The organism is Pseudoalteromonas sp. XI10, assembly GCF_001469895.1.
Taxonomy (GTDB): domain Bacteria; phylum Pseudomonadota; class Gammaproteobacteria; order Enterobacterales; family Alteromonadaceae; genus Pseudoalteromonas.
The window spans coordinates 58180-80995 of record NZ_LOPY01000038.1; the positions used below are offsets into that span (position 1 = coordinate 58180).

The 22816-nt window shown below is 40.3% G+C and carries 21 protein-coding genes; 7 read left to right on the forward strand and 14 right to left on the reverse strand.

Annotation, left to right across the window (positions count from 1 at the left end):
• Positions 1-76: 76 nt before the first annotated feature.
• The 5 genes from AUR67_RS08025 to AUR67_RS08045 form a co-directional block, all read right to left on the reverse strand.
• Complete coding sequence (locus AUR67_RS08025; protein ID WP_058584935.1) at positions 77-670, reverse strand: PilZ domain-containing protein; 594 nt, start codon at positions 668-670, stop codon at positions 77-79.
• A gap of 105 nt (positions 671-775) precedes the next feature.
• On the reverse strand, positions 776-3949 hold the full coding sequence (locus tag AUR67_RS08030) for an efflux RND transporter permease subunit (protein ID WP_058584865.1): 3174 nt from the start codon (positions 3947-3949) through the stop codon (positions 776-778).
• A 14-nt stretch (positions 3950-3963) separates the two neighbouring features.
• Positions 3964-5169 (reverse strand): efflux RND transporter periplasmic adaptor subunit, encoded by a 1206-nt coding sequence (locus AUR67_RS08035; protein ID WP_058584866.1) that lies wholly within the window; start codon positions 5167-5169, stop codon positions 3964-3966.
• Between the two features lie 202 nt (positions 5170-5371).
• Positions 5372-6064: a haloacid dehalogenase type II gene (locus AUR67_RS08040; RefSeq protein WP_058584936.1), complete on the reverse strand. Its 693-nt coding sequence runs from the start codon at positions 6062-6064 to the stop codon at positions 5372-5374.
• A gap of 55 nt (positions 6065-6119) precedes the next feature.
• Positions 6120-6773, reverse strand: a complete 654-nt coding sequence (locus AUR67_RS08045) for a peroxiredoxin-like family protein (protein ID WP_058584867.1) — start codon at positions 6771-6773, stop codon at positions 6120-6122.
• 106 nt (positions 6774-6879) lie between these two features.
• Here AUR67_RS08045 and AUR67_RS08050 point away from each other — a divergent pair, with 106 nt between their 5' ends.
• The 4 genes from AUR67_RS08050 (at position 6880) to AUR67_RS08065 (ending at position 12500) form a co-directional block, all read left to right on the forward strand.
• Positions 6880-7755, forward strand: coding sequence for a LysR family transcriptional regulator (locus tag AUR67_RS08050; RefSeq protein ID WP_058584868.1), 876 nt, complete (start codon positions 6880-6882; stop codon positions 7753-7755).
• Between the two features lie 85 nt (positions 7756-7840).
• Entirely contained in the window at positions 7841-8401 is a 561-nt protein-coding gene (locus AUR67_RS08055) for an RNA polymerase sigma factor (protein WP_058584869.1), read from the forward strand.
• On the forward strand, positions 8398-9468 hold the full coding sequence (locus AUR67_RS08060) for a FecR family protein (RefSeq protein ID WP_058584870.1): 1071 nt from the start codon (positions 8398-8400) through the stop codon (positions 9466-9468). The genes AUR67_RS08055 and AUR67_RS08060 overlap by 4 nt, the downstream gene beginning before the upstream one ends.
• A 125-nt stretch (positions 9469-9593) precedes the next feature.
• A complete protein-coding gene (locus AUR67_RS08065) occupies positions 9594-12500 on the forward strand; it encodes a TonB-dependent receptor plug domain-containing protein (RefSeq protein ID WP_370317257.1) in 2907 nt (968 codons plus the stop codon).
• Between the two features lie 58 nt (positions 12501-12558).
• Here AUR67_RS08065 and AUR67_RS08070 read toward each other — a convergent pair whose 3' ends face one another.
• Entirely contained in the window at positions 12559-12957 is a 399-nt protein-coding gene (locus AUR67_RS08070) for an ExbD/TolR family protein (RefSeq protein WP_058584872.1), read from the reverse strand.
• A gap of 289 nt (positions 12958-13246) precedes the next feature.
• Between AUR67_RS08070 and AUR67_RS08075 the strand changes: the two genes are divergently transcribed.
• The gene (locus AUR67_RS08075) at positions 13247-14224 is read left to right on the forward strand and encodes a catalase family peroxidase (RefSeq protein WP_058584873.1); all 978 of its coding nucleotides are present in this window, start codon (positions 13247-13249) and stop codon (positions 14222-14224) included.
• Positions 14225-14412: 188 nt separating this feature from the next.
• Positions 14413-14862 carry a GNAT family N-acetyltransferase gene (locus AUR67_RS08080; RefSeq protein WP_058584874.1) on the forward strand — a complete coding sequence of 150 codons (450 nt, stop codon included), beginning with the start codon at positions 14413-14415 and terminating at the stop codon, positions 14860-14862.
• Between the two features lie 178 nt (positions 14863-15040).
• Here the strand turns inward: AUR67_RS08080 and AUR67_RS08085 are convergent, their stop codons facing one another.
• The 4 genes from AUR67_RS08085 to AUR67_RS08105 form a co-directional block, all read right to left on the reverse strand.
• The gene (locus AUR67_RS08085) at positions 15041-15235 is read right to left on the reverse strand and encodes a hypothetical protein (RefSeq protein WP_058584875.1); all 195 of its coding nucleotides are present in this window, start codon (positions 15233-15235) and stop codon (positions 15041-15043) included.
• 480 nt (positions 15236-15715) lie between these two features.
• Positions 15716-16066, reverse strand: a complete 351-nt coding sequence (locus tag AUR67_RS08095; RefSeq protein ID WP_058584877.1) for a hypothetical protein — start codon at positions 16064-16066, stop codon at positions 15716-15718.
• Between the two features lie 109 nt (positions 16067-16175).
• Positions 16176-16499, reverse strand: a complete 324-nt coding sequence (locus tag AUR67_RS08100; RefSeq protein WP_058584878.1) for a hypothetical protein — start codon at positions 16497-16499, stop codon at positions 16176-16178.
• Between the two features lie 74 nt (positions 16500-16573).
• On the reverse strand, positions 16574-17185 hold the full coding sequence (locus AUR67_RS08105; protein ID WP_058584879.1) for a hypothetical protein: 612 nt from the start codon (positions 17183-17185) through the stop codon (positions 16574-16576).
• A 612-nt stretch (positions 17186-17797) separates the two neighbouring features.
• On the opposite strand from AUR67_RS08105, the gene AUR67_RS08110 reads away from it, so the two are divergent.
• Positions 17798-18193 carry a hypothetical protein gene (locus AUR67_RS08110; RefSeq protein WP_058584880.1) on the forward strand — a complete coding sequence of 132 codons (396 nt, stop codon included), beginning with the start codon at positions 17798-17800 and terminating at the stop codon, positions 18191-18193.
• A 737-nt stretch (positions 18194-18930) separates the two neighbouring features.
• Here the strand turns inward: AUR67_RS08110 and AUR67_RS08115 are convergent.
• The 4 genes from AUR67_RS08115 to AUR67_RS08130 form a co-directional block, all read right to left on the reverse strand.
• Positions 18931-19374 carry a ferritin-like domain-containing protein gene (locus AUR67_RS08115; RefSeq protein WP_058584881.1) on the reverse strand — a complete coding sequence of 148 codons (444 nt, stop codon included), beginning with the start codon at positions 19372-19374 and terminating at the stop codon, positions 18931-18933.
• Between the two features lie 186 nt (positions 19375-19560).
• On the reverse strand, positions 19561-20499 hold the full coding sequence (locus AUR67_RS08120) for a LysR family transcriptional regulator (protein ID WP_054554698.1): 939 nt from the start codon (positions 20497-20499) through the stop codon (positions 19561-19563).
• Positions 20500-20515: 16 nt separating this feature from the next.
• Entirely contained in the window at positions 20516-22240 is a 1725-nt protein-coding gene (gene aceK / locus AUR67_RS08125) for a bifunctional isocitrate dehydrogenase kinase/phosphatase (protein ID WP_058584882.1), read from the reverse strand.
• A gap of 91 nt (positions 22241-22331) precedes the next feature.
• The gene (locus AUR67_RS08130) at positions 22332-22811 is read right to left on the reverse strand and encodes a DUF4124 domain-containing protein (RefSeq protein ID WP_054561350.1); all 480 of its coding nucleotides are present in this window, start codon (positions 22809-22811) and stop codon (positions 22332-22334) included.
• Positions 22812-22816: the final 5 nt, after the last annotated feature.

Here is a 22816-nt window from a genome sequence, read left to right on the forward strand (position 1 = left end):
TAAACAAACTAAGGTGGGGCTAGTTTAGCATTTTAGCCATAGATGTCAGCTTTTTGTGCGCGATAAAGCGTGATTTTTAACTGTCTTGCTGATTGTTTTCTTGCTGACGTTTTTTAAGTTGGCGTGTTTGTGCGTGCAGGGCTGCTCTTACGACTAAATCTTGGTCAGCATCGCGAATGGCAGTAAACAATAATGTGTATTGGTATTTATCATCATCGCATTTTTCAATGGCCACTAATTCGGTATAGCAATAAATAGCTGATGCTTCGTGTTGTAAGAATAACTTAGTGCGAAATGTTTGCCCTAATTCATACACATCAGCGGAGGTAAGTTTTACACCGCCACCGCCATAACTATCACAATAGTTTGCGTTATCATCAGGTTGTTCTGAGGCTAAGATGTGACTCATGATTAAATCAATTTTACGAGACTGCGCCTGTAAAAAGGCTGCCAGTTCTTGTGCAACATCACCCAGGTTACGCAGTGGTCGTAAGCTTGTTTGCTCAAGTTCGTTTACTTCGTTGGCAAGTTTAAATAGGGCAGGGATATCCGCTTCAAGTTCAGCATTGGTTTTTGGCACAGCACTTGGTTCAACCGCATATAAATTGACACGGTTGCTTTCGTTGATTTGAAAATATTGTTCAAATTCGGCTAATTTTTGATTATTCATGCTGTACTCCACACATCTTTCCTTAATACTAGCGTTCGAAGCAGTAAATTGCTAGTAATCAAATAATCAAAAAAAAGGGCAAACTCATTGTTTGCCCTTCATTTTTTATAGGTTACCCTCTTGGGTTTTAACATGTTCTTGTTGATGATGTTCTGCTATCTCATCAGCAAGCTCTTGCCTTGAACGTTTTTCAGTTAACTTACGCGCCGTTAACCAATAAAAGAACAGCGGCACAAAGAATACTGCAAGGAATGTCGCTGCCATCATACCGCCCATGACACCGGTACCAACACTGTGACGGGCACCTGCACCTGCGCCAGAGCTCAGTACTAAAGGTACTACGCCTAAAATGAAAGCAAGCGAAGTCATAATGATTGGTCGAAAACGTAAACGTGCAGCCTCAAGTGCAGCCGTACTTGCGCTCCAGCCTTGTTGATGTTTCATCAAAGCATATTCAACAATAAGAATCGCGTTTTTACTAGCAAGACCAAGTAGTGTTACTAGACCAATTTGGAAGTACACATCGTTTGTCATGCCAACAACCCAAACCGCTATAAGCGCACCAAATGTACCAAATGGCAGGGCAAGCATCACAGACAGTGGTAGTGACCAACGCTCATACAGCGCTGCTAGAATCAAAAATACCATGATCACAGCAAGGCCTAAGGCAATTCCTGTGGTGCCTGAACTGCGTTTTTCTTGGAATGCAGAGCCTGTCCACTCGTAGGTCATATTAGGTGGCAATACTGCTTGTGCAATACGCTCAATTTCAGCAATCGCTTGACCCGAACTGTAACCCGGAGCTGCATTACCCATCAGTTTAACCGCTGGTAAGTTGTTATAACGATTTAGGTTTTCAGGGCCACGGCTATACTCGATAGTGGTAAAGGCTGAAAGCGGCACCATAGTACCTTGGTTGTTTTTAACATAGATACGACCAATGTCGTCAGGCTTCATTCTAAATTCAGCGTCTGCAGACATTAGTACTTGCCATGCGCGACCAAATTTATTGAAGTCGTTAACATAATAAGTCCCTAAGTTACCTGCAAGGGCAGTGAACGCATCATCAATCTCTACACCCATGGCGCGGGCTTGTTCACGGTCAACATCAACACGTAGCTGTGGTGCGTCAGGGCGCCAAAGTGTTTGCAGGCCACTGATGATAGGGCTCTTTTGTGCTTCAGCTGTCATCAACTGCATTGCATGTTGTAGTTTGTCTGGGTCGCTATCACCTTTGTTTTGAATGTAAAACTCAAAACCACCTGTGTTACCTAAACCAAAAATAGCCGGAGGATTAAAGGCGAGTACGAGCGCCTCTTTTATACCTGCTGTTTTCATGAAGAGCTCTTGCACCAGTGCCTTGGTATCAACTTCACGCTCATCCCAGTGCTTTTGTGTCACGAATAAGGTTGCAGCACTGTTTTTGTAACCACCGCCAATAAAGTCAAAACCGGTAAACGCCACCACGTTTTCGTTCGCTGGGTTTGATTGCACGGCCTCAACAACCTGTTGTGTGACTTGCTCTGTGCGCTCAAGTGATGAACCGTCAGGTAAGAAAATTGCTGAGATGTAATAACCTTGGTCTTCATCTGGCACAAGTGAACCTGGGGTGTTTTGCCAAAGGCCAATTGTTGCTGCAATCATACCTGTCATTAAGATAAGCCCTAACAGGCCACGGCGCACCATAAAGCCAACAGCACCAACATAACGGCCGGTGATCTTGGTAAACATATCGTTAAACCATAAGAAGAAGCGGGCAGTTTGCTTGTGTTCTTGTTTTAAAATAAGTACACAAAGCGCAGGTGTCATCGTTAAGGCCACAACACCCGATAAACTTACAGCAATCGAAATAGTAATAGCGAACTGGCGGAATAGCTCACCGGTTAAGCCACCTAAAAACGCAATTGGCACAAACACTGAACAAAGTACTAAAACAATGGCTACTACAGGGCCGCTTACTTCGCCCATCGCTTTAACAGCGGCGTCTCTGGCACCTAGCCCTTCTTCGTGCATGATACGCTCAACGTTTTCAAGTACCACGATGGCATCATCAACAACAATACCAATCGACAGCACCATACCGAATAAGGTGAGTGAGTTAATTGAGTAACCCAGCATATACATGCCGGCAAATGTGCCCAGTAGTGATACTGGCACTGCAAGGGTTGGAATAAGCGTTGCGCGCCAGTTTTGTAAGAATAAATACACCACTAAGAATACCAATACCATGGCTTCAAGTAGTGTTTTTACAACTTCACGGATTGATACTTCAACAAAGCGGGTTGTGTCGTAAGAAGTTAAATGTGCAAGCCCGGTAGGGAACTGGCTTTTCATTTCTTCAATAACACTGTTTACTTCTTCAGCTACATCAAGAGCGTTTGCACCCGGTTGTAAGAAGATACCTAATAGTACCGCTTCTTTACCGTTAATCGTTCCTTTGAAGTTATAGTCTTTTGATCCGAGCTCAACGCGGGCTACGTCTTTTAAGCGTAAGCTACTACCGTCTGTGTTTGAACGAATAATGATATTTTCAAACTGCTCAGGCTCAGACAAACGCCCTTGTGCAGTCACACTGTAAACCAGCTCTTGTGGAGATTGTGTAGTAGGTGTGGCACCAATTTTACCTGCCGCGTATTGTGAGTTTTGTACGCGAATTGCCCCTGCAATTTCTTCAACAGTAACACCTAATTGGCTCATTACATCAGGGCGCAACCAAATGCGCATTGCGTAATCTTTGGCACCAAAAATTTGTACACTGGTGGTACCAGGAATGCGTTTAACACGGTCTAGCACGTTCATAGTGACATAGTTTGATGTCCATAAACTTGAACGTGTTCCATCTGGTGAGTAGAAGGCATGAACTTGTAAAAAGCTAGAAGAACCTTTTTGAACTACCACACCTTGGCGGCGTGTTTCTTCAGGTAAACGTGCTTCAACCTGCTTAACACGGTTGTTTACGTTTACAGCTGCTTGGTCAACATCAGTACCAATTTCAAAAGTAACTTCGATGGTCGTTGAACCTGCACTGGTTGACGTTGATGACATATACATCATGCCTTCAACACCGGTAATGGCATTTTCAATCGGTGTCGCAACCGTTTGTTCAAGTACATCAGCAGATGCACCCGGGTAGGCTGCGGTTACTTGTACAACCGGTGGTGCTATTTCAGGATATTGCGCAACAGGTAAGCTGCGCATCGCAGCAAGGCCCGCAAGCACAATAACAATAGATATAACAAACGCAAAAATGGGTCTGTCTATAAAGTAACGAGAAAACATAAGACTCCCTGTGCTTATTCTGCGTGGCTTGGGTTAGCGGCAGGTTGGCCAACATTGACTGGCATACCCGGGAAGAAAATACGTGCCATGCCATCAACAATAACTTGGTCGCCTTCTTTTAAACCACTGCGAATTAACCAAAAGTTTTGGTATTGCTCGTTTTCTGGTTTTTTGATCCATTCACCTACAGTAACAGGGGCAGGTAAAGCGACATCCATGCCTTGCTCGTTTTTACTTACTACATAAACAAACTTACCAGTGCCGTTATCAAGTACTGCACGTTGCGGAACAATGAAAGCGTTTTTGCGTACTGCACCACTTAACTCAACGCGAACGAATTGGCCCGGGCGAAGTTGAAAATCAGGGTTAGGAATAATTGCCTGAAACTCACTGGTACCTGTGTTTGGATTAATACGCACATCAGAGAAGTTAACTTCACCGGTTTGTCCGTATAACGAACCATCTTGCAGTTTAATTTGTGTTTTCCAGTGGCCTTGCTCAGGTAAAGTCAGTGAGCCATTTTTAACATCTTGACGCATTTGCAGTTGTTCACGCTCAGATAAGCCAAAGCGAATACGAATAGGGTCAAACTGAGTCATTTGAGTTAGTAATAAATCTGGACCAGAAACATAGGTTCCTTCAGAAACAAACTCACGTCCCATTACACCTGCGACAGGGGCTTTTACTTGCGCATATTCAAGATTAAGCTGCGCTTCTTTTAACGCAACTTTTGCAGCGGCTAAATCTGTCTTAGCAATATCATTGGCTGAGCTTGCGTTATCGTAGTCACGTTGTGAAACGGACTTTTCGGCACGTAGTTTAGCTAATCGTTTAACGTCACGATCAGCTTGAACAAGCGCTGCTTTTGCACCATCAAGTGCAGCTTGTGCTCGATCAACCGCAAGTTGATAAGGTTCAAGGTCAATTGTAAACAGTGATTGGCCTTGTTTTACACGCTGACCTTCTTCAAAGTTGCGTGATTCAAGAATACCAGTGACACGGGCACGAACTTCAACCTCTTTTGAACCAGACAGCGTCGCTGGTAGCTCAATCGTAAAAGGGGCATCGTGAGTTTCCATTGTCATAGTCGCGACAGCAGCGGGGTGCATTTGACCCTGTTGTTGCTGTGGCGCTTCAGAACAACCTTGCAGTAGCAAAGGAGCAGAAACTAATAACAACGCAGATAATGATAATTTGGCAGGTGCGAAAGGCAGACGCATGTTTACTCCACAGTCCAATTGTTAAGTAGGTATGCATAAAAAATAGTCTATTAGCATGAAAGACGTCACTATGCATATTCATTTAGCGTTTAGTTTATACCCAAAAAAGAGAAAGGTACACCCTGTAGTTTACTTTTTTGTTAGGCGCAAAAAAACGCAAAGCATTTTCGCTTTGCGTTGATATAACGGTTTAAATCGTTATTTACTTTTTCGTTAGTAAAGAGGCTAACTCTTCTAGGTTTTTAACAATGTAGTCTGGTTGCTTTGCCAGTGGGTAAAGCGCTTTACCGGGCCTTGCGATAAACGCTGTTTGCATACCCGCTTCTTTAGCGCCTGCTACATCCCAACCGTGCGCAGCAACCATTAAAGCTTCGTGAGGCGCTACATTTAATTGTTCAAGCAACCACTTGTAAGCGCGCAGATCGGGTTTATACACTTTAATATCTTCAACACTGTAACGGTGAGTAAAGTAATCTGTTAAGCCTGCATGTTGAAACTGCGTTTTTACACCGTTATTTGACGAATTTGTAAAGCTGACTAGTTTATAGTCTTGCTTTAATTTCGCTAAAGCAGGTTTAACATCGCTATGGGCAGGTAAAGATAAAAGCGGTGGCACAATCGCTTGCTTTGCTTGCTCTTTAGTTAACGAAATTTGATTATTACTTGCCACCATCATCAGTGCAGCAACGCCAATTTCACCAAAGTCATGATAGTCATTCGACACCGTACTCACTAAGGAATGATGCAGCATGGTAGAAAACCAAAGCGGTAATAGCTGGGTATTACCATTAAGCGCTTCAGCGACTGAGCTTTGCATTTGTTCAAGATCAAGCAAGGTTTCGTTGACATCAAACACAATTACTTTTGGTTTTGCTTGGTGTTGAGACTCTGCCATTGTGCCTCCCGAGTAAGTTAGGGTTACCAATAAAACTAGACTAAAAAATGCTTTTTTAAACATGGTTTAGTGCCTTAACAGCGTTAAGAACATCTAAAGGCTCTGCTCTAAGTGTGTAATCTTCATGAGCAAATGCAAATTGAATCACTCCTTGGCTATCAATAACATAGCTTGCTGGTAGTGGTAATTCGTAGCTTTCGTCACCATTGGCTTTTGGAATATCTAAACCAAGTTGATCGTAAACAGGGATTAAGCGTTCATCTAATGTGAATACCAAGCCACACTTTTTAGCCAAAGAGTTAGACACATCAGAAAGCACCGTATAAGCCAGCTCGTTTTGCTGTTGGGTAGACAGTGATTCATCAGGTAACTGCGGCGAAACAGCAATTAACTGTGCATTTTGATCAGCAAACGCTTGTTGCATATTGTTAAGCGCGCGAAGCTCTAAGTTACAATACGGGCACCAGCCACCACGGTAAAAACTCAGCACAAGCGGGCCTTTCGCTAGCAACTCAGCCGAGCTGATTTGTTTGCCCTTGCTGTCGGGTAATTCAAATGCTGGAAACTTATCACCGACTTTTAAAGCATGTTTACTTAATTGTTCTGCAATCAGTTTTTCAGTCGTGACATCCATCAAATTTAAGATATCAGCTGGGACATTGGCTTTCTTTTGCACTTCAAATGCGTCGATTTGGGTTTTTAAAGACATACATACTCCAATCATTTTTTACAATTTGTAGCAAGTATAGAGTTTTAAATTTTTATATATACAATACAAAACTGAAACCTAAATTCGAAAATATTGAATCAAAGCCATGTACAGTTTATGTGATTTAGAAACCTTTATTGCCATAGTTGAAAACCAAGGTGTAGTTGCCGCCGCTAAAGCTCAGGGCCTGTCACCTGCGACGGTAAGTCATCGCTTAAGTAAGTTAGAAAAAGCATTAAGTACTGTATTGTTGTTTCGTGACAGTCGGCGAATACGCTTATCACCTGCAGGGGAGCTGTTTTATCAACGAGCTGGTGCCATTTTAGAAGCTTTATATGATGCTGAGCATCAAATTGGCGCAAGGGGTTCAGCAGTGTCAGGGCTTTTACGAGTCACTATGCCGCCTTGGGTCTTTTCGAAATTTGTGATGCCTGAGCTTGGCCACTTTGAACAGCAATTTCCCGACTTAAAACTCGATTTTATGATTACAGATCAATTTGTGAATATTGTTGATGATGCCCAAGATGTGGCTATTCGGGTAGGTCAGTTGGCAGATTCAAACCTGCTTTCTCGTAAGCTTGTTAGTAACTCTCGTATTTTGTGCGCAGCACCGAGCTATATTGAAAAATATGGGCAACCTAAGTCGGTGGCTGATCTTAAAGACCATTACTGGGTGTGTTTGCCATGGCAGCGACAGGTTAAATTTAACGAAGGCGGACAAGTCATTAATTATAATGCGAGAACGCGTTTTACTGTATCTAACTCAGATAACATGACACAGGCGGCGATTGCAGGCCATGGCATAGCGATTAAATCTTATATTGCAATTAAAGATGATTTAGCCGAAGGGCGGTTAATCGAAATACTCTCTAATAGCCTTGTTGATGCTGACGCGCCAGTATGGTTTTTAAAACCACAAAACAGCCTAGTGACGCGCAAAACAGAGGTTTTTTATGAGTTTATGAAATCTTTGTTTACCTGAGGTACAAAAACTTAACAAATGGCTTGTAATTAAACTGAAATCTCGTACCCTAAAGCAATAAAAATATAATAAAGGTGAGTTAAGGATGACAGATAGAACTGGGGTTATCACCGCTTTTACCGAGATATCGAGCAAGCTTAGGCGCTTTGTATCACGTATCGTCAGCCCTGATGATGTAGAAGATATTGTGCAAGAGACGTTTATAAAAAGTTATGAAGCTGATCTTAAGCAAAATATCGAATATACTCACAGTTATATGCTGAAAACAGCTAAGCATTTGGCGCTAAATCATATTGCTAAATGGGACAATAAATACAAAGAATCGTTAGATGAACAACAGCAGGTTGAGCATCACATGCGTTCAATGGCACTTGAAGATGAAGTGACTTCTAAAGAGCGTTTTTTGTTTTTTTGCCGAGTGACTAACGAATTAAGCCCTCAGGTTAAAAAATGTTTTATCTTAAAAAAAGTCTATGGCTTAAGCCAAAAGGAAATTGCAGCTAAAATGAGTCTTAGCGAAAGTACTGTTGAAAAACATATAGCCAAAGGCTTATTACATGTTCACCGAGCAATGAAATCACACGATGTACAACCCCAGGCATTTACCCCAACCACAGAGTTCACTGCAAAAGAGGTGAACAAATGAGTAATGTCCATCCATTTTCATCAAAAGACATGATTCAAGAGCAAGCGAGTCAATGGATCAGCGCAATTGATCGTGGCCTATCTAAAGATGAAGTAAGCCAATTACATTTGTGGGCTCACCAAAGTGCAGCTCATCAAGAGGCATTGTTTGAACTTGCGACCTTATGGGATGAAATGAGTGTGCTTAATGAGTTAAGTAGTTTGTTTCCTTATAAAGCACCGCAAAAACAACCTGCAGTGTTTGGTATGGCAACCGCCGCCAGCTTTTTAGTCGCAATGCTGCTTGGTTCTATCATTCTTATTTATTCAAGCTATTGGCAAAGTGAAGAAAACGATTACGCCAAATTCGGCAAAATTTACCGCACAAAAGTGGGTGAGCAAGCTGAATTTGTGTTACCAGACAGCACTATTGTGCAGCTTAATACCAATACTAAACTCGAAGTTGCCTACTCAGGCGATCGCCGTCAGTTGATTTTGAGCCGAGGAGAAGGGCGCTTCAATGTAGCCAAAGATCCGAGCCGTCCGTTTACGGTTATTGCTGGTGATAAATCATTTACTGCACTTGGTACAGTGTTTAATGTTCAGCGAAATACTGCTTCAGACTTAGAGCTAGTAGTGACTGAGGGCAAGGTGATGATTGCTGATCCGAATACTCAGGTTGATGCTAGCGACTTTAATCGTTTAAAAGATGCCTCAGATAACAGTGCAGATATTAAAGCACTTCGCGCTAATGTTGTTGTATCTGGTGAGAAAGCCCTGATAAAACAAAGTAAAACTGAGCCAATTAAACAGTTATCGGTTGATGACGTTCAGCGTGATTTGGCATGGCAACAAGAAATGCTGATTTTTAATGGTGAGTCTTTAGGCGAAGCTCTACAAGAAGTAAGCCGTTATACTGCAACACGTTTTGAATTAAATGACCCAGAACTTGCCTCATTAAAAGTGGCTGGTGTGTTTAAAACTGGCGACATTAAAGGTTTGCTTGATTCTTTACAGGCCAACTTAGGTGTAGAACATCAACGTTTAGGTGAACATCGTGTTAGCTTAACTATCGCTGCAAAAGGTTAGTTCTGCCCATGAGAATACGCCAATGTAATGATGTTAATTGTGCGCCACCTTCTCGTCACAAAAAATTAATTAAAAAAAAGTTAAATTTACATAGCGGATTTTTCTTCCTCACTTGTTTGTTTAAATTGCGCAGTAAGCAATTGCCGTTGTTACCTGCCTCTTTTGTTATTTATGGCCTCACAGCAGGCCAAGTAGCAATAGCGGCTGAAAAACAAATGCTGCAATTTGACATCAAAGCGCAACGAGCTGATTTGGCGTTAATCGAATTTGCAAAGCAAACCGAACAAACAGTCATTTTTTCTTTCGAATTAGCAAAGCAATATCAAGCGCAATCTGTGTTTGGCTTTTACACCAAACTTGATGCACTGAATGCGATGCTAGAAGGCACTGAGCTCGATGCGGTTGTTGATCAACAAGGCTTGCTGAGTATAAAACTCAAACAAGTAGATAGGATAGATAATAACATGATCAAAGTATCAGGGGTCAGCGCTGCAGTCGTGCCATTACTGCTTGCCGCCAATACGCAAGCGTTAGCAGAAGATCAATCAGCAGAACAAAACATCGAAAAAATTGCCGTTGTCGGTAGCCGTGTAGCAGGACGCTCGGTTGAAGATTTACCGGTTCCGGTTGATATTTTAAGTGCCGAAGCACTCGAGAATACAGGTCAAACAGAAGTAGGCCGTATGCTTCAGGCTATTGCACCGTCTTTTAACTTTTCAAGCTCGTCTATCAGTGATGGTACTGATGCACTTCGTCCTGCAACATTACGTGGCTTAGGGCCAGATCAAACCTTAGTTCTTATCAATGGTAAACGCCGCCACCAAGCGAGCCTTATTCACATTAATACGTCAGTAGGTCGTGGTACGGCGGGTACCGACATGAATGCTATTCCTGCTGCTGCAATCAAACGTATTGAAGTATTACGTGATGGTGCTGCTGCGCAATATGGTTCAGATGCCATTGCAGGTGTTATTAATATCGTATTAAAAGATGCTGAAGAGGGCGGTAAAGCGGCTATCAACTACGGTGAGTATTCAGAAGGTGATGGCGAAACTGTAACTGTTGATTTCAACAAAGGTTTTGCTTTAGGTGATGAAGGTTATTTAAACACCACAATTAACTACCGTGACCGTGCGCCGACAAACCGTGCAGGCCTGCATGGCTCATGTCAATTTTACGGCTGTACTGAACTTGATGACGGTACGCTTTTAGCAGGCGACCCTCGTGAGTTAACGGCACCTCGTGATACGTTTAGAATTGGTGATGCAGATTCACAACAATTCGCTCTAACCGTTAACACAGGCTATGAGCTTGCTGGTGGTGAGCTATATGGCTTTATCACTTATTCAAATCGTGAAAACGAATCAGCTGCGTTTTTCCGTCATAACGCAAATGCTAATGGTAACCCTGTATTACAAGATGGTGATGCAACCATTCCTATGGGTTTCTTACCAAAAATTAATACTGTCATTGATGACGTGTCTTATAACTTTGGTTATAAAAAGTCGTTCGATAATGACTCAAGCATTGATTTATCGTACACCTACGGTGAAAACAGCATTGATTACACCACAAGCGACACTATCAACGGCTCTTACGCTAACTACCTTCGTTATGACCAAGGTTTAACGGCTGATGAAATTCGTGCCACTATTCCGCGTTCAGCATATGCATATGGCCTTGAATTATCACTGCAAACTTTAAACCTTGATTACACTAAAGATTACGACAACTTTTCATTAGCACTAGGTGCTGAGCTTCGTACCGATGAGTTTCGTATTCTTGAAGGTAGCGAATACGCTTACCGTGATTACGACACTGTTGATGGTATGAGCATCTATTCTGGCTTAAATGGCGGTGTAGGTAGTGTTGACGCTGCAAGCGGTACGCAAGGTTTTGGTGGTTCAGATCCGGCATCATCAGTTGATGAGTCGCGCGATGTGATCTCATTCTATATGGATGCAGAAACCTATGTTATCGATGATGTAATTATTTCAGGTGCGGTACGTTACGATAACTACAAAGGCTTTGGTGACACAGTTAACTTTAAGTTAGCGGGTAACTGGTCTGTAACTGAAGATGTGTCTTTACGTGGTGCATTAAGCACAGGTTTTAGAGCACCTTCAATGCAACAACTTTACTTTAATAACGTAAGTACACAGTTTGTTGTAGGAGATGATGGCAGCTTAGTGGCTGAGCAAGTAGGTACATTCAGAAACGACAGTACTTTAGCGCAATCAATTGGTATTCCTAAGCTAAAAGAAGAGAAGTCACAAAACCGCAGTTTAGGTATTGTGTATAACGTAACCGACAATATCAATTTAACCGTTGATTACTACTCGATTGATATCGACGACCGTATCGTTATTTCTAACCGTTTAGGTAAAGGTTTATCAGATACGCTAGATGCTGCACTTGAAAGCTCAGGCGCAGGTGCGGGTCAGTTCTTCTTAAATGGTGCAGACACAGAAACAGAAGGTGTTGATTTAGTTGCCACATGGAACACAGAAGGCCTTGGTGGTACGCTAGATTTCACCTTTGCTGCTAACTTCACTAAAACAGATGTAGTTGATTTATTCACGCCATCAGGCAGTGGTCTTGAGACTATTCCGGTAGAAGATGTGTTTTCTGCTCAAGAAACATCAATTATCGAAGAATGGCAACCAGAAGACCGCATTAACTTAAGTGCGCTTTACCGTTTAGAAGATTGGACAGTAAACCTATCTCTAAACCGTTACGGCGAATACACAGTTGAAGATGGTGGCCGTCAAACATACGGTGCTGAAATCTTAACTGATGTTAAAGTTAACTACTTCTTTAACGAAAACCTGTCATTTAACATTGGTGCAAATAACTTATTTGATGTTTATCCAGATAAGAACACCATTGGTAATTCACGCTCGGGTACGATTGTTGATGCTAGCGGCAACACAATTGTTTCAAGCCCTGGTGTATTCACTTACTCACGTCGTTCAGCACCATTTGGTTTTAACGGTGCGTACTACTACGTAGGTGCAGAGTACAAGTTCTAAACTCCCTTTAGATTCCTTTATTATTTAACTTGCAAAGGGCCGTTAGGCCCTTTTTTAGTTATAAAGAGGTGCTTATAGAAATTGGCACATCTTGATATTGTTTTATTTTATCAAGCAAGGTTACTAAGGTTTTGTGGCTGCTTTGCTCACTTGCTGTTACTTGCACATTGGTCATTTCAAACTGTGCAGCAAATAACGCAAGGTTAGCTATTATTTGCTCTGGTGTGACAAGCCGGTTTGCAAAGTAAATACTGTCGTTTTCAGTGATAGTAAATTGCGCTTGTTTTTTTGGGTTTTCAAGACTTGGTTTTGCTAAAGGGCGATTGACTTCAATAGCGTGCTCTTTAACAAATGAGGTTGTGACGATGAAAAATATCAGCAAGATAAACACAATATCGAGCATAGGAGTCATATCTACATCAGCGTTTGCAGTGGATTTTTTATGTTGTTTCACCATAATTAGGTCCTTGTTGTTTTTGACCAAGCCACAAAATTTATGATTAAGTGGACTAGCCATAGTCGTGTGAAGAACACGGATTATTTTTAAAATGCTGGGCGCCACAGCAGTTTTTAGGATCCTAAATTTAAAGTTAGCAGCTTTTAAAAACACGGTGGTTAAATAAATATTCTAAGTTTATTAAATGTTTGTAGCGTTTTTGTTGGTAAAAATATTTATTAGCTTTGATGAAATGATTTTCAGGTTAGTCAGGTCATTTTTGTTGGAACTAAGTTTAAAGGATGGATAAATGCTAAAAGTTAAGTCTTTAGTTTGTGCTATGTGCCTTGTTTTACCAACAGTAAGTTTTGCTGAGCAACCAGTAAACGGGCAAGATTTTATCAATTTATTTGAAAAGCTTTCAGGGAAGCACCCCGGAATCAGAAAAGGTCACGCCAAAGGGGTGTGCGCTGTTGGCACATTTACACCTAATCAAGCAGCAAAGCAGTATTCAATCAGCCCTTTATTTAACGCACCGTCAAAAGCAAATATTCGCTTTTCTATGGGCGGGGGTAACCCTAATGCTGATGAAACATCACGCTCGCCGCGAGGAGTGGGGGTGCAGTTTGTACTAGAAAATGGTGATGTACACAATATTGCAGGGCTAACTACGCCGGTATTTGCAGGCAACAGCCCAGAAGCGTTTTTTGGCTTGCTTAGTACCTTAGTACCTGACGCAAAAACAGGTCAAATCGATTTTGCAAAAGTAAAAGCATACAGAGAGCAAAACCCGAGTACTTTAGGACAATTTAATTGGCTACAAAGCCATAACCCGCCAGCATCGTATGTGTCTTCGCGTTATTTTGGCGTGCATACCTTTTACATGGTAGATGAAAAGGGCGCTAAGCATGCCTTTAGATGGACCATGGTGCCAGAAGAGCCAGAACTGGTGCTAACAGAAGAGCAAATGAAAACCTTCCCTAAATCATTTTTGGCTAAGCGACTTGAAGAAGATTTAGCAAAAGGGAAGGTGCATTATCGTTTTCAAGCACAATTAGCCGAGCCCGGTGATGCATTAACTGATCCTTCAGTACAATGGCCTGCTGATCGCAAAACAATAAATTTAGGAAAGCTCACCATAGAATCGACAGGTGAGTCAGGCTGCGACCTCACAAATTATGACCCAAATCTACTATCTAAAGGCTTTATGCCAAGTGATGACAAAGTACTTAAATTACGCTCAACAGCTTATGCGATTTCATTTGCAAAGCGTTTGACGGGGCAATAAAAAAACTAAATCGCTTGGCGGTGCTCCCGATTATTTGATAGCAAAATAAACTTGGTGGCTTAACGACCAAGCGACTTTAATTTAAAAGTTGTCGTAAATAGTTAAAGTCATATCTTTCAATTATGTATTGTTTTTATTCACTTTACCCATATCTATACATTTACTGAAAAATAAATAAAGGGAATTTTATGAATGTAACTTTGCGTGATGTTACGAAGGATAATTGGCTGGATGTAATTCACTTAGAAATAACTAAAGAGCAAGAGGATTACGTAGCGTTAAATTCAGAGTCTATCGCTGAATCAAGCTTCTATCCCCATTATGTTAATCGGGCAATATATCGTGAAGATGAGGTTGTCGGTTTTATTCAATATTACCAAGAGCTTGAAGAAGGGCTACCTGATGAGTTTTACATTGCTCAGTTTATGGTTGATGTAAAATATCAAGGCCAAGGTATAGGTAAAATCGCAACAGAATTAGTAATTAACGAGATGAAAAAAATTCCAGAATGTAAAAAAATAACCATACTCTACATGCCTGGCCACCATACGATGCGCAAATTTTATTCTCAGTTTGGTTTTGTGGTCACCGAAGAGGACGATGAAGACGGTGTTGTAATGGAACTTGATGTTAAATAGTTGAAACGCACTTTTTGGGACATAAATGAGTTAGAGTATTTATTCTGTAACGCCCGAATCATGGGCGGATTTTGCTTGGTTACACTTAGCGAAGAATGAGCGCCAGCCAAATGTTACGCGTCCCGTCAATTTTAAGTGCCTTACTATGTGTGCTTCAAAACTGAACCAAACCGATATATTAGTATCCATATTTGTCGGGGGTTTGGAAAATTGTTTTTACGATTTTTAAAGCTTCTTCTCTGGCTAGCTCACATTGAATTAGAATGTTCACTGCCTGATGAGTACTTTTAGATTTAATTGCTTCATCGAATGCTTCAAATTTATTGAGTGTAAAAAGCCGCTCATTTACAGTCATTCCTTTCAGCTCGTTCATTGCATCACTCCTAAACACAAATACATCGCAATATGGGCCGTATTAAGCTTGGTTAATATTAGCGACGATGGAATACAAGCTATGCGTTTTGCGCCCATACTCATTACGCACTGAACCAGATTTGTTGCATAGCTGATAAGAACTCTTCTGTAACAGGATAACCAGAATCATCGCCAATGACTGAATCTATGTCACAAGTTGGACAAAGAGCTGTATCCCCATCATCTGTCCAATATAGGATATTTTTGTAATCGAATATATCGAGGCAATAGAAACAACCACATTTGTTGCTATTTCGCAAAGAATCTCGGTGATATATCGATTTTTTGTGAGCCGCTTTCGCAGCATATAGTAGTTCAATATCCATATTTTAAAAGGGTATATAATGCCCCGTTTAGGTGGTAGTTATGGGCTAAAAAACGAAAGCAGCGAGTAAATTCAACTGTTTTGCGTCCATTGATTGATTAATTTATTTGTTAGCTATACACATTCCATTCTGTAGCTCAAAGTTAAATTAGTTATGCTATCAGAGTTTGCAATGTAACGAATAATAGCCTTTTCGCTGTACCAGTCACCAGACCATTTAAATTTGAACTCACCATCTAGAGTTTCAGATTCATACGCTTCACCGTTTAGCATCAAATGTATAACGGAAGAACCGGTAGAGTTTCCATAGCCTTCTATCTTAATAGCTATAACTTTATCTCCACATGTACTCGTTAATGTAAAAGTTTGAGATTTTGTTAAATTCTTATAATTGATTGTAGAAACTTGATAATTATTACTACAAGCTATTAAACCAACTAATAAAAAGTAGACTAAAACTCTCATTCGATTACACCATATAGCTAACGCCGCGATAAACGGCAAAAAGTAGTTGCAAAATTTGTGACGCACGAACAAAGCCAACTGTTTTTGTCCGCACTTTTAATTTACCTTGTTAGGTGTATGTATTCCAAATTAGAGTAAACAAAACAAAAATTGAAAATGTTGCATACGAGACGATACCTAACCAAAAACAACCGGGTGATTCACTGCGCTTAACAGTTATTGCTTTAATTACAACGTTATCATCTTTTTTAACAGAACTGATTGGTGACTTACACTTAGAACCAGTTTTCGGAGAGATTCCTTTATTTCTATTGTCTATTTCTTTAAGTACAATTTGATACCTATGATGACATTTATCCCGATCAATATGCTCTAAAACATCTAAAAGTTCCTCATGAGTATATTGAGAATAATTTGGTTCAGAAGTAAACACCAAGTACACCTAACGCCTCATTCAGAGGCAAATAATTGTTGGCTAAAATTGCGATGCAGGAGCAAAGCCAACTGTTATTTGTCCTGCTGTAATGACTTGTTAGGCATATTTTCACCCAACTTGTTTATTAAAGAATTTGGTACCATTATTTTAAACAAATCCAATGGTAAAAATTTACTGATTTCACGCATTGATTGATTATGCGATTTTGAAGTTCCGTAACTAATACCGGGATAATTTAAGGCTGTATTTGCAAAGTACGCAGCTTCCATAAGTAATTCCTTGGTATCAATTTCGCCCATATAAACGGGTGGAACAAGTAAACGACCTATAGTAGTTCTTTGTAAGTTAACTTGACCAATATACTCACTAATTTTAGGGTCAGTATCTTTGCCGTATTCAAATAAAAAAGCCGAACCTTCAGAATACCAATCGGTTTCCATAGCGTCTTCCCATGAGATTTCACCTTTGCAAAGTTTCTCAGCAGCTTCAACACCTTTTCTACTACCTGAGTCAGGAAGTAGCTCCCAGATTCGCCTACAGCATTCAAGTAAGTATTTTTGAATAATAGTCATTGATTCGGGATCTTTAAGGTGTCCACGCTCTCTTAAAAGATAAATAATCTCCCAAGAGGATTCTTCACATGCTTGATCTACAGGTTGAATATTATCGACAGGGTTCACCATATGCCTAACATGTTTATAGCGAGCAAATTGCGCGTTTTTCTTATTGGTTTATTTTTAACAAACTTGTTAACTAATTGCTAGTGTTATAAAAATCTAGTAGTGCAAGCTTTTTAACTGTATAAAACGAGCGAAAGGGTCGTTTCTTGACTATGCGAGTGATTAAATTGTAGCTTTACGTATATACAGTTGAAGGATTGTAAATTAAAAACTCTCTCCGTATTTTAATTACATTGAGGACTATATACTCTATCGACAGTACTCATTAAAAACTACAAGTACTTAATTTAGGTAAGTTCGCGATTGTTGTTCACTTTCGCAACATACGTCACCAAGATTAATAGAGGATACAGAAGCCGAAGCTTTTATATCTTTAGCTCTGTGTGAAAAGGCACGGACTCACGAACTAGCTAAGCAGCAATATAAGTCTAACAATTTAACGAAGAAAGAGTATGGGTATATAGTTGCAAATATAGATCTTGGTTTGGCTACAGTGAAAAAGTGCACATAATTGTTACTCTAAAGGACGTGAAATGGTTAGCATGAACTCCTTAGTTGCACATATAAGCCTTTTAATTTAGACCCGGTTAGTAGTTCGTTCTATTGGTGAGAATCGTGCATATTGCTATAAGTTTTAAAAGTACAAAGTTTGACGTCTCAAAAGAGCGAACAAATCCAATTAATCCGATTTTTGGTGAATCACTTTTAAAGTGGTTTAAATCTGAAATTGAACCTGACTTTGACGTTACTGAACCAGATGCAGAGGATTGGGGTTGGTATAGCTATATTGACTGGAAGGGACGTCAATACATGCTTGGTGCATCTACTTATTTTGAAGAAGGTGATGATCCAAAGTCAGAACTCGAGTGGATTTTACAAATAGATAAAAGCCTTACTTTCATTGAGAAGCTCTTTGGAAAAGCAAAAATAACTGAGACTGATGAATGTGTTTTGTATTTAAAATCGAAACTTGAGTCAGAGCCTAAAATTAGCTCAGTAAGTTTTGAGTAATAACACAAAACAACCGTTGTAGTGAGGTGTTTTTAGTGGTTGGCTTTATTTATTGCGTTCTTTTTTATCTAAGTATTAAACGCTGGTGTAATGTGTTCACGGAGAAGCGGCGCATTTAGGAAACTGGGATAGCGCAATTATTAAAGCTTGTCATTGGTAGACTTTGGAGTGATTGTAATAACACTGGTGATGGGTTCGCTCACTACAAACGAAAGTGATATAGCTGGCTTATTTACATCAAGTCGCGGGTAATACATATTAGATAAAAGAGAGGTTAAATTGAAGCGGAGTGTTCATTTCAAAGTAAATTTGGGTTTGTTAGTGTTTTGCATAATAGGCTTTCAATTTCAATCTATAACCGTTGATGGCTTCTTTGTTAACCCATTTTATATAGGTAGCATGGTACTTGGTTTTCTATTAGTGGTTAGAGCTTTGCGTTATACCTGCCAAAAGTGTTTAAGAAATCAAATAATGCTAGGCTTTTACAAATATCGTTTACCAACGTCAAAGTGCTACAACTGCGATTATGAAATTGATCAACATCATAAATAACAAAAAATTCACTGCAGAACAAAAACATAGAATTAGAATATGGTCCGCTTCACATTTTAGCTTAAACATTCTTGCCGGTTACAAAAGCTTTAGCAAACATCTGATCTTTAAATCAAGTATAAATAACAAACCGCTCATCTAAACAGATAAAAGCCCAGCTTAACTGGGCTTTGCACTCTCACAATTTAATGCTTTTTCATTTTACTCATTTCAGCATGACAACTTTGAATTGTCAGTAGGGTTTTTGATAACGCGGCTTCACAATCATGTGGTTGTGGCTTTTTAAGCGCGTGTTTGATCTCTGCTAGTGTTTTATCTTCAACTTCTTCAAGCTCGCTAACGTAGGTGGCATTTTTGTCGGCACCGAGTTTGGTGATTACTGATGTATAAGCTTTACGCGCTTCTACAGCAAAGTCAGAGCCATTTTCACGCTCGCCATTTTCGTTAATAGCATAAGGTTGTAAGCGCTCAACACTTACTTTTCGCGCATCTATCATGCGTTGAAATAAGGCAATTATGCTTGGGTCGGTTACTTTTTCCTGTGCTTTTTCATAAAAATCGATACCGCTATTCATAACTTGGATGATATCTGCAATATGATGAACGTCTTGTCCTTGATGAGTATTCATAATGACCTCTTTTTGAATATTAAAAACAATGCAATTAGATACTTGCAAAGCATATTCCAGTTCATTACCAAAATATAAAGTCATTGTATTTCAAGTGGTTATTGGTTTTTAATAGGAGGGGTACTGCTGATAAGCTAAGCTAACATCTTGCTTATCAGCAATAATTACAATTTGGTTGGTAAAATCTTACTTAAGCTCGTCGGCTACTTCTGCAACCTTTTGGCGTAACCAAATATGGCTTGCATCACGGTGTAATAGCGGGCTCCAAATCATATCTAGCTCAAACGGCGGAATAGGGAATGGCGGCTCAAGAATTTTAAGGCCCGGATCGTCTAAATAAATATTCGCGGCTTTTGAAGGCAGCGTTGCAACCAAATTTTGCTCTTTCGCTAAGTGGATGGCAACGTGGTAGTTACGGGTAAAGGTGGCAATATTACGGTGTTTACCAAAGTGAGCGAGCGCCTCATCTACCCAACCTAGCTTTTGCACATCTTTAGGGTCCATACCAACGCCCACACCAAAGCCTGTTTTACTTACCCAGATATGGCGCGCTTTTAAATAGCTGTCGAGGCTGAAGTCTTTGATAATCGGGTTATCTGCTTTTACTAGGCAACAAAAGCTGTCTTTCCAGATTTGTTTATAGTGAAACGATTGCGGTAAGTTTTCAAAGCGGTTGATAGCCATATCTACCTTACCGTTTTCAACGTCGTGGAAGGTTACATCACTCGGGGTCAAAATATCGAGTGTGGTATCGGGCGCTTCTTCGTGTAATTTACTTAATAAGCGTGGGGCAAGAGTGCTTGCTGCGTAGTCACTGGCCATGATACGAAAAACACGTTTACTTTGTGATGCTTCAAACTCGCGGTTTGGTGCAAGTGTTTCTTCAAGAGTCATTAAAATACCGCGGATCACCGGCTGTAGCTCTTTTGCGCGCTCTGTCGGTACCATACCTTCACTGGTACGCACTAAAATAGGGTCGTTGAATAAATTACGGAGTCTTTTTAGGCCATTACTCATGGCAGGCTGGGTAATGCTTAGCTGGTTAGCAGCTTTAGTTACATTACACTCCCTTAGTAAAGTATCTAGGTAAACAAGTAAGTTTAAATCTATTTTACTTATATTCATTGTGTGTCCTTGGTGTTTACCAATAATGGATAAAACGTTGTGCAGCAGGGTATGGATAAATGTGGCTAACTACACCTTGCTTATAATTGTATTGTGCTTGTCGCCAATAGGCTGGATCTTCAAGCTCTGGGTGTGTACTCAATAAATATTGCTTATACACTGGGTTTGCTGTCACAAAGGTACATAATTGCTCTGGAAACACATCTTGCGGTGCCACAGAGTAGCTTTGCTCATTGGTTAAGTAATCATCGTACGACTTTGCTTTTGGTAAGGCGCGAAAGTTCATGTCTGTTAGGTACTGAACTTCATCATAGTCGTAAAAAATAATGCGATTATGTTTACTTACCCCAAAGTTTTTCAACAGCATGTCGCCTGGGAAAATATTTACGGCGATCATTTCTTTTAAAGCTTGGCCATATTCTTCTATTGCTTCAAACGCTTGTTGTTCACTGGCATTTTCAAGATACAGATTTAACGGTGTCATGCGTCTTTCTATATACAAATGCTTGATGATTAACCATTCGCCTTCAATAATCATCGAAGAACCAATGGTTTTATGTAACTCTGCAAGTAATTTACTATCAAATCGGGCTAGTGGAAATACGACGTTCGAATACTCTATGGTGTCGGCCATCCGGCCAACACGGTCATGGCTTTTTACTAATTGATAGCGTTTTAATACGGTATCGCGGCCAAAGGGTTTGCTTTCTCCAAAGGTGTCTTTAATTACTTTAAACACATAACCAAACGAAGGCAGGGTAAATACCATCATCACCATACCCGGTGTACCTGGGGCAATTACAAGTTGATCGTTTGAATGATCTAAATGACTTAAAAACTCTCGGTAAAACTCGGTCTTACCTTGTTTATGAAAACCTATGGCATTGTATAGCTCTGCCAGGGTTTTGTTTGGCATAAGTTGATTTAAAAATCGTACTAACGCAGATGGTGCATGGGTTTCAACCATAAAATAAGCACGCGCAAAACCAAAGATAACCCGCATTTGCGATGATTTGGTGAGTAGGGCATCAAGGTATAGCCCTTTGTCTTCATGGTGCAATACCGCAATAATAAATGGCTGTACGCCACTTTCTGATACCACGCGGCCAACAATATAAGCCGCTTTGTTACGGTAAAACGGGGCTTGCAGTATATCAAAGCGCATTTGCCATGCTTGATGATGTGTGTCGGGCGCTTGTTTATAAAAGGCTTTTACCAGCAAGCGAATATCGCGTTCTAAATCAACAAAGGGTGCTTTAAAATCAAACTGATTAATAATTTTGCGTATCGTGGGTCTTAAGCCATCAACAACAGGGTGGTAACTGCGGTATTCAACTTCCATTGGTAGCGCGGGGGCATCTGCAAGCGTTGCTTTTACAAAGATAAAGTCATTATTAAAATAACGACGATGAAATAAACGACAAAAAACAGAGTTGTAAAAGGTTTCGGCAAGTTCTGCCTGAGGGTGAAAGCACAAAAATTGCTGATAAAGCTGTTTGGTTTCGAGCCAGCAGGTTTGATCTAAGGTAATAATTTGCTGTTCGTTGAGTGACTTTAGCTTAGCAATGGTTTCGTTAACCCGATCATCGTAATGGCTAATTCTAAGTTTGCTAATCTCATTTATTTTTTGCCAATCACGATGCGCAAACGCAAGTGGTGCTTTGGCAGTAATTGCTTGAAAGAGTTTATAGTGATTGCGAAACCCAGATAAAATTAACTCTGCAATGTGTTGTGGCTGCATATAAACTCCTTACTTATACCCTCGTAGAGCAATAACTCTATTAGTGTTAAGAATATGTTATTTATTCTTCAAACCCAATAGTAAAGTGTATTTAATTATAGCGAGCTAGTTTTTTCTCAAGTTTTGCGAGTTTTTTATTAACACTTTTCACGTCGCGCCCGTATTGCTTGTTAATTGCTTTTAGCTGTTTTTTAATGTCTTTATTAATTTGTTTCGCTTCTTTATCAGACAAAATTCGGTTTAAGCGCTGCTCTTGCTGGTACTGGGCTCTGTCTCGATCACGGCTTAAAATATCTAAACGGTGTTTATAGCTGCGAATTTCAGCTTCGAGGTTTCTGATAATTTGCTGGCGCTCAAGCTCATTGAGCTCTTTAACAAAGTTTTGCGGAGCTTGTAAGTCTGGGTCGGTTACTTGAATTTTGTGCTTGGTTGCACGGCTACCACAGGGGAACTCACTAAATACCGTGCCTCTGTCTGTGACACATTTATAGTATTCTGTGGTGGCAGCAAGTGATGTGTTGGTAAAACAAAGTAGTGTAAGCGATATTAAATAAATGATTATGGCTTTCATGACGT

What these genes read in the sequence shown, in the direction of transcription:
- AUR67_RS08075 (WP_058584873.1), top strand. Translation starts at nt 13,247, where the DNA reads ATGCTAAAAGTTAAGTCTTTAGTTTGTGCTATGTGCCTTGTTTTACCA.
- AUR67_RS08050 (WP_058584868.1), top strand. Translation starts at nt 6,880, where the DNA reads ATGTACAGTTTATGTGATTTAGAAACCTTTATTGCCATAGTTGAAAAC.
- AUR67_RS08060 (WP_058584870.1), top strand. Translation starts at nt 8,398, where the DNA reads ATGAGTAATGTCCATCCATTTTCATCAAAAGACATGATTCAAGAGCAA.
- AUR67_RS08035 (WP_058584866.1), bottom strand. Translation starts at nt 5,169, where the DNA reads ATGCGTCTGCCTTTCGCACCTGCCAAATTATCATTATCTGCGTTGTTA.
- AUR67_RS08085 (WP_058584875.1), bottom strand. Translation starts at nt 15,235, where the DNA reads ATGAACGAGCTGAAAGGAATGACTGTAAATGAGCGGCTTTTTACACTC.
- aceK (WP_058584882.1), bottom strand. Translation starts at nt 22,240, where the DNA reads ATGCAGCCACAACACATTGCAGAGTTAATTTTATCTGGGTTTCGCAAT.
- AUR67_RS08030 (WP_058584865.1), bottom strand. Translation starts at nt 3,949, where the DNA reads ATGTTTTCTCGTTACTTTATAGACAGACCCATTTTTGCGTTTGTTATA.
- AUR67_RS08025 (WP_058584935.1), bottom strand. Translation starts at nt 670, where the DNA reads ATGAATAATCAAAAATTAGCCGAATTTGAACAATATTTTCAAATCAAC.
- AUR67_RS08115 (WP_058584881.1), bottom strand. Translation starts at nt 19,374, where the DNA reads ATGAATACTCATCAAGGACAAGACGTTCATCATATTGCAGATATCATC.
- AUR67_RS08130 (WP_054561350.1), bottom strand. Translation starts at nt 22,811, where the DNA reads ATGAAAGCCATAATCATTTATTTAATATCGCTTACACTACTTTGTTTT.
- AUR67_RS08040 (WP_058584936.1), bottom strand. Translation starts at nt 6,064, where the DNA reads ATGGCAGAGTCTCAACACCAAGCAAAACCAAAAGTAATTGTGTTTGAT.
- AUR67_RS08095 (WP_058584877.1), bottom strand. Translation starts at nt 16,066, where the DNA reads ATGAGAGTTTTAGTCTACTTTTTATTAGTTGGTTTAATAGCTTGTAGT.
- AUR67_RS08045 (WP_058584867.1), bottom strand. Translation starts at nt 6,773, where the DNA reads ATGTCTTTAAAAACCCAAATCGACGCATTTGAAGTGCAAAAGAAAGCC.
- AUR67_RS08055 (WP_058584869.1), top strand. Translation starts at nt 7,841, where the DNA reads ATGACAGATAGAACTGGGGTTATCACCGCTTTTACCGAGATATCGAGC.
- AUR67_RS08105 (WP_058584879.1), bottom strand. Translation starts at nt 17,185, where the DNA reads ATGGTGAACCCTGTCGATAATATTCAACCTGTAGATCAAGCATGTGAA.
- AUR67_RS08120 (WP_054554698.1), bottom strand. Translation starts at nt 20,499, where the DNA reads ATGAATATAAGTAAAATAGATTTAAACTTACTTGTTTACCTAGATACT.
- AUR67_RS08080 (WP_058584874.1), top strand. Translation starts at nt 14,413, where the DNA reads ATGAATGTAACTTTGCGTGATGTTACGAAGGATAATTGGCTGGATGTA.
- AUR67_RS08070 (WP_058584872.1), bottom strand. Translation starts at nt 12,957, where the DNA reads ATGGTGAAACAACATAAAAAATCCACTGCAAACGCTGATGTAGATATG.